General features: G+C 62.1%; 6 protein-coding genes and 1 pseudogene. 4 read left to right on the top strand and 3 right to left on the bottom strand.

Annotated features, from left to right (window positions below):
• The 3 genes and pseudogenes from prpB to ABNU97_RS10080 all read right to left on the bottom strand — a co-directional run.
• Nucleotides 1-178 (bottom strand): annotated as a pseudogene (prpB, locus tag ABNU97_RS10090) (methylisocitrate lyase); the annotation flags it as partial.
• A gap of 133 nt (nt 179-311) precedes the next feature.
• Nucleotides 312-1,763: an aldehyde dehydrogenase family protein gene (locus ABNU97_RS10085; protein ID WP_348766605.1), complete on the bottom strand. Its 1,452-nt coding sequence runs from the start codon at nt 1,761-1,763 to the stop codon at nt 312-314.
• Nucleotides 1,764-1,859: 96 nt separating this feature from the next.
• Complete coding sequence (locus tag ABNU97_RS10080; RefSeq protein ID WP_348766604.1) at nt 1,860-2,516, bottom strand: TetR/AcrR family transcriptional regulator; 657 nt, start codon at nt 2,514-2,516, stop codon at nt 1,860-1,862.
• 159 nt (nt 2,517-2,675) lie between these two features.
• Between ABNU97_RS10080 and ABNU97_RS10075 the strand changes: the two genes are divergently transcribed.
• The 4 genes from ABNU97_RS10075 to ABNU97_RS10060 all read left to right on the top strand — a co-directional run bounded on the left by ABNU97_RS10075 (nt 2,676) and on the right by ABNU97_RS10060 (nt 6,066).
• A complete protein-coding gene (locus ABNU97_RS10075) occupies nt 2,676-3,857 on the top strand; it encodes an alkane 1-monooxygenase (RefSeq protein ID WP_348766603.1) in 1,182 nt (393 codons plus the stop codon).
• Nucleotides 3,858-3,985: 128 nt separating this feature from the next.
• Nucleotides 3,986-4,153 (top strand): rubredoxin, encoded by a 168-nt coding sequence (locus ABNU97_RS10070; protein ID WP_348766602.1) that lies wholly within the window; start codon nt 3,986-3,988, stop codon nt 4,151-4,153.
• Between the two features lie 68 nt (nt 4,154-4,221).
• Complete coding sequence (locus ABNU97_RS10065) at nt 4,222-5,376, top strand: FAD-dependent oxidoreductase (RefSeq protein WP_348766601.1); 1,155 nt, start codon at nt 4,222-4,224, stop codon at nt 5,374-5,376.
• 3 nt (nt 5,377-5,379) lie between these two features.
• Nucleotides 5,380-6,066 (top strand): hypothetical protein, encoded by a 687-nt coding sequence (locus ABNU97_RS10060; RefSeq protein ID WP_348766600.1) that lies wholly within the window; start codon nt 5,380-5,382, stop codon nt 6,064-6,066.
• Nucleotides 6,067-6,229 lie beyond the last annotated feature (163 nt).

The following is a 6,229-nucleotide window of genomic DNA, read 5'->3' as shown; positions in this document are numbered from 1 at the left end:
TGGTCATGCCCAGATCGGGCAGGCCGTAGGACCAGTTGGCCACGCCGCCGCCGGATAGATAGATCGCCTTGAAGCCGCTGTGTTCGGCCAGCATCGCGGCATAGGCGTTGATGGCCCCCACGATCTGGAGCGGGTGTTCGGTTTCGAGCGCGGAAAGAAAGCGTTGGGCTGCGGACATGATGCTCTAACGGTCGGATTGAATGACGGGCGTCAGCTTAACGCAAGCCCGGCCCATCGCGGTGCCCGAGCGTTACCGAGAACGGCATCGAACCGGCGGCCGAACGCCGTCCGGCCGCCATGCACGCCCCGGGTCAGACCAGCCAGCGCGTAGCGAACTTGATGAACCAGCGCGTAAACCCCTTGTAGGGCGGCAGGAACAAAAAGCTCAGCGAGAAGCGCTCGCGGACCACTGCCCGCTCGTGGCTGAATGCCTTGAAGCCGTAGTGACCGTGGGAATTGCCCAGCCCCGAATTGTTGACCCCGCCAAACGGCAGGTTGGCGTGCAGAAACTGCACCATCGAATGGTTCACGCAGGAGCCGCCCGCGCTGGTGTTGGACAGCACCTTGTCGATGAAGTCGTTGTCGCGTGCAAAGACGTACAGCGCCAGCGGTTTGGGCTGGGCGTTGATTTCGTCGATCACGCGGTCGCTGTCGGTGAAGGGCACGATCGGCAGGATGGGGCCGAAGATCTCCTCTGAAAGCACGCGCGATTCGCGGTCGACCTCGGTCAGCAGGGTGGGGGCGATATAGTTGTCGTTGTTGGCTTCCACGCCGCCCATGGACACGCGCGCGCCGCGCTCGGTGGCGTCGTCGATGAGGCTTTTCACGCGCGCATAGTGCTTGTCGTTGACGATCCGGCAGTAATCGGCGTTCGATGCCATCTGTGCCTGATCGCCGTAGAGCTTGGTCATGGCCTTGCGCATGGCCTCGACGAAGCTGTCCAGAATATCGGTATGGACATACATGTAGTCCGGCGCGATACAGGTCTGGCCGTTGTTGGCGAACTTGCCCCAGGCCAGGTTCTTCGCCGACTTGTCGATATCCGCGGTCTTGTCCACGATCACCGGCGACTTGCCGCCCAGTTCCAGGGTCACCGAGGTGAGGTGTTCGGCCGCGGCGCGCATCACGATCTTGCCGACCGCCGGCGAGCCGGTGAAGAAGATATGGTCGAAATGCAGCCCCAGCAGGTGCTGTGACGTTTGTACCGCGCCCTGCACCACCGTGACTTCATCCTCGTCGAAGAGATCGGACACGATGTCGTCCATGAGCTGGGCGCAGTGCGGGGTCATCTCCGACGGTTTGAGGATGACCGTATTGCCGGCTGCGATCGCCGAGATCAACGGCCCGAAACTCAGGTTGATGGGGTAGTTCCAGGGCGAGATGATCAGGCATACGCCCTTGGGTTCGTTTCGCACCTCGGCCGAGGTGCCGAACATCAGCAGCGTGGGCCGCTTGCGTTCGGGCTTCATCCAGCCCTTGAGATGACGAATTGCATGGTTGGCTTCCATGACTACCGGCAGGATCTCGGTGATATCGACTTCCGGCGCGGGCTTTGCGAAGTCCGCATGACAGGCCTTGTAGATCTGTTCGCTGCGATCGAACATGGCCTGGCGCAGGCGCTTGATCTTTTCGATGCGTTCGGCCGCCGTGGATGTGCGCAGCGACAGCGCCTTGACCTGCTGGGCCGCAAACAGCCGTTCGGTGCGGCCGTGGTCGGCCTCCGCGGGCGCGGCAGCAGCAATATTCTCTACGGCGGTACTCATGTGAATTCTCCTGTCTCGACGCCCCGGATACCGAAGCGTTGCTCGCATTATTCGAATGTTATGTCAGGTTCTTGTCATGGCGGCCAGTGCAAGCGCTCAAGATTCCGTCGCCATGTCCAGGCGTCGGGCCGCGCGCTTGGCCAGCTCGGGCGCCCGCGCATGGGCCTGGAAGAAAATGTGCGCGAGTACGCGGACCACGCGTCGATGATCGCGGGTGCTGCGATGGCCCAGCGGCAGCACGATCGCCTCGATAAGTGAAATGAAGGCCCGTGCCATGTCGTGCGTCGAGCCTTCCACGCTCAGGGCCTGGCTCGCGCGGGCTTCGTCGAGCAGCTGTTCGATCGCTTCGGACGCCTGGGCCTCGAAGGCCTCCTGTACGGCAATGGCGGCCTCGACGTCGGCGGTGCTGGGCTTGAGCCAGTAGCCGGCGATGCCCTCGGCCAGGCGCGGGTCTTCTACCAGGTGTTCCAGGCCCGCGAACATCGCGAATATCTGTTCCACCGGATCGGTTTCGTCGGCCACCGCGTCGAATACGTGCGCCTCGAAGATGCCGATCAGGCGCTGCATGGCGTCGGCATAGAGCGTCTGCTTGCTGTCGAAGTGCCAGTACAGGGCAGCTTTGGTCACCCCGGCTTCATGCGCCATACGCGTCATCGACACGCCGTCGTAGCCAAAGCGGCCGAACGCGCGAAAGGCCGCATCGCAGATGCGCTTGCGCGTTTGCCCCGGGTCCGTGTCTACCGGTTGTGCCATGTTTTTTCGTCGCTGACGAACCAAAACACGACGTTAGCACAGGCTATTGACTAACCGGTCGATTAATTAATAGAGTTACAGCGAGCAATGTAATAAACCGATCGGTAGGGTGCAAGCGCGTCGCCGGTCGTGTCCATGCCGTTAAAGCGAGGAGATCGCATGAATACAATGACAATGGCCGAAGCGCGGGCCCACGACCGCAAGCGCTGGCTGTGGCCCATGGGCTTCGGCATCATCATCATCGTGGCCGCTCTGGCGCTCACCGGCTGGCTGACGGGCCAGACCTGGCTGATCTTTGCCGGGCCAATCGTGGTCTACGGCGTGGTGCCGGTGCTCGACCTGCTGATCGGCAAGGACAGCACCAATCCGCCCGAGCGGGTGCTCGATATCCTCGAGGACGACCCGTTCTACCGCTACTCGACCTATATCTACGTGGTCGTTCAGCTCATTCTGTTCGTGGCCGTCTGTGCCATCGTCGGCACCCAGGATCTGACCTTCTGGCAGTGGCTGGGCTTTGTCAGCACCATCGGCATGCTCTCCGGTGTGTCCATCAACACCGCCCACGAACTGGGCCACAAGAACACGGCCATCGAAAGCTGGCTGGCCAAGATCGCGCTTGCGCCGGTGGCCTACGGGCATTTCTATACCGAGCACAATCGCGGCCATCACAAGAACGTGGCCACGCCGCACGACCCGGCCAGTGCCCGCATGGGCGAGCCGTTCTGGCGTTTTCTCGTGCGTACCGCCGGCGGCAGCGCGCGCTCGGCGCTCGACATCGAGAAGACGCGCATGGCACGCAAGAACCGCAGCTTCTGGAGCGTGCATAACGAAGTGCTGCAATCCTGGGCCATGACCGTCGTGCTCTGGGGCGCGCTGATGTTCGCCTTCGGTATCGAGCTGCTGCCGTTTCTGGTGCTCCAGGCGCTGATCGGTGCCTCGCTGCTGGAAGCGGTGAACTACGCCGAGCACTACGGCCTGCTGCGCAAGAAGCTCGACAGCGGTCGCTATGAGCGTTGTCAGCCGGAGCATTCCTGGAACAACGACCACATCGTGACCAACATCTTCCTGTTCCACCTGCAGCGCCATTCCGATCACCACGCGCATCCGACCCGGCGCTACCAGTCGCTGCGTCATTTCGACGAAGCGCCCCAGCTGCCCACCGGCTATGCCGGCATGATCGTGCTGGCCTATTTCCCGCCGCTCTGGTATCGCGTCATGGACAAGCGTGTCGTGGCCCACTATGACGGCGACCTGCGCCGCGCCAACCTGCAGCCGGGCAAACGCGAGCGTTTGCTGGCCAAGTACCCGCCGCCGGCCACGTCGGCCGATGCGTCTGCCTAGCGCGATCGCTGCGTAATCAAGCAATCGCCGTCGTACGGCGGTTTTGGTAGCCTTGAATTCCACCGAACGGGCGCCGTTGCCACGGCGCCCGAATTTGCTCCAGCGAAATAATTCATAAAGGACGTTAGATGAAGAAATGGCAATGCATCGTCTGTGGTTTCGAGTACGACGAAGCCGAAGGCATGCCGGACGAGGGCATCGAGCCGGGCACCAAGTGGGACGACATCCCCGACGACTGGACCTGCCCCGACTGTGGTGCGCCCAAGGACGATTTCGAAATGATGGAAGTCGACTGATCACAGCCCTGGTTCGGCACGCATGGGCCGCAGCGCGGCCCGCTATTTGATCGCAAACGAGAGCTCGCATGGATCCGATCATCATCGTCGGCACCGGCCTGGCCGGCTACGGCACGGCCCGGGAATTTCGCAAGCACGACAAGGAGCGTCCGCTGGTGCTGATCACCCGCGACGACGGCGCCAGCTACTACAAGCCCGATCTGTCGGAAGCCCACGCCAAGAACGCCACGCCCGACGATCTGGTCAAGAAAGACGTCGACGCCATGGCCGAAGAGCTCGACGCGACCATCCATACCCATCGCCAGGTCGAATCCATCGACCGCGATAACCGCCAGATCGTGCTCAACGGCGATACGCTGACCTACCACAAGCTGGTGCTGGCCTTCGGCGCCGAGCCCATCGTGCTCAAGCTCGCGGGTGATGCCACCCAGGCCGTTCACAAGGTCAACAACCTGTTCGACTACCGCGGCTTTCGCTCGAACCTGGGCGATGCCAAGCATGTGGCGATTCTTGGTGCCGGCCTGATCGGCTGCGAGTTTGCCAACGATCTGGTCGAAGCCGGCTACGAGGTATCGATTGCCGACCCGGCCGACTGGCCGTTGTCGCAGCTGCTGCCCAAGGCCTGTGGTCAGGCCGTCGAGCGCGGCCTGGCAAAAGCCGGTGTGCACTGGCATCTGGGCCATGCCGCCACCGGCGTGCACCACAGCAACAAACAGCTGCAGATCCTGCTCGACAACGACGAAAGCATCCATGCCGATGCGGTGCTGTCGGCGGTCGGCCTGCGTGCCGGTATCGACCTGGCCGAAAAGGCCGGGCTCAAGATCGACAAGGGCATCGTCGTGGACCGCACCCTGGTGACCAGCGATCCCAACATCTATGCGCTCGGCGACTGTGCTGAGGTCGATGGCCAGTGGCGGCCCTATGTCGGCCCGCTCATGCAGTGTGCGCGCACGCTCGGCAAGACCCTGGCCGGCGGCGACGGCGAAACGGCCGGGCGGGTCAAGTACCCGACGCTGCCCATCATCGTGAAGACCCACGTCTGCCCGGTGGTGGTCATGCCGCCGGTGGAAAGCGGCGGCCAATGGGAAATCGACGGCGAGATGCCCGACTTCGAAGCCCGCTGCGTGAACGAAGACGGCAAGCTCATCGGCTTCGCGCTCACCGGCGAGGCCACCAACAAGCGTCGCGACTACATCAAGGAAGCGCCGCCGCTGATGGAATAGGCGATGAGCGCCTGGCGGCCCATCGGCGACGCGCCCGGCACGGGTGAACTCGAGCCGCACGGGCCGCCCGAGCCGCTCTTTTTGGCCGATTGGCTGGATCGCCAGCTTTCCGGCCGCGACGCGAAGGGGCGCCCCATACGAAAGATTCAGCGAATACCGTTCCACGGCGAGTGGGTGCCGATTGTTCTGAGCTTCGCGCTTCTCTTTGTTCTGGGGTTGCCGTATCGCTGGCTTGCGCGAATTGAGTTCATCGAAGTAGATCCGGCGCGGGCGACATTACAGCTTTGGTATCTACTGATTGCACTCGCGATGGGGCTGCGTATTGGCTGGGTGCGACGGCTGCTTTTTGAATTGGAAGTGCGCCGCGACGAGCGGCGACGGACATGGCATCGGCTAATGGAACGCAAGCTCGTTCGGAATTATTGTGGATACCGCAAGTACGTGAAACGCCGGTTGAATCTGTTCGGCGCGGTTATTTTAGCGGGCGTAGGGCTCGGCTTTTTTCGCCTTCACTGGTCTGCGTTCATCGCAGACATGACATATATCCGGACTGGTGTCGTCGGCCCGAGTCTTGACGGCTTCCCCGCTGCGGTTGGCAAACCAGATGTTTTGTTTGCGGTGCTTGTCGTATACGGGGCTGACTGGATCGTGTTCCTCACGCACCTGTTCTTGCGCAAACCGACCGTTTAGCGCGCCTTCAAACGTCGACGTTTTGTTTCAGCTCGTTGCTGCCCGGCTAGTGTTTTTACGCGCCTGTCGTTCTCCATGTCGAGACATGCTCTGGGTCTATTGCAGAGAATGTGCAGCTCATGAAACACGGCACTGTATTCAGGAGTAACCGCAGCCACCGGGT

Origin of the sequence: uncultured Salinisphaera sp., from assembly GCF_964012375.1 — a bacterium.
Classification (GTDB): domain Bacteria; phylum Pseudomonadota; class Gammaproteobacteria; order Nevskiales; family Salinisphaeraceae; genus Salinisphaera.
This window is presented reverse-complemented; position numbering and strand designations above follow the sequence as displayed.

What these genes read in the sequence shown, in the direction of transcription:
- ABNU97_RS10085 (WP_348766605.1), bottom strand. Translation starts at nt 1,763, where the DNA reads ATGAGTACCGCCGTAGAGAATATTGCTGCTGCCGCGCCCGCGGAGGCC.
- ABNU97_RS10080 (WP_348766604.1), bottom strand. Translation starts at nt 2,516, where the DNA reads ATGGCACAACCGGTAGACACGGACCCGGGGCAAACGCGCAAGCGCATC.
- ABNU97_RS10075 (WP_348766603.1), top strand. Translation starts at nt 2,676, where the DNA reads ATGAATACAATGACAATGGCCGAAGCGCGGGCCCACGACCGCAAGCGC.
- ABNU97_RS10070 (WP_348766602.1), top strand. Translation starts at nt 3,986, where the DNA reads ATGAAGAAATGGCAATGCATCGTCTGTGGTTTCGAGTACGACGAAGCC.
- ABNU97_RS10065 (WP_348766601.1), top strand. Translation starts at nt 4,222, where the DNA reads ATGGATCCGATCATCATCGTCGGCACCGGCCTGGCCGGCTACGGCACG.
- ABNU97_RS10060 (WP_348766600.1), top strand. Translation starts at nt 5,380, where the DNA reads ATGAGCGCCTGGCGGCCCATCGGCGACGCGCCCGGCACGGGTGAACTC.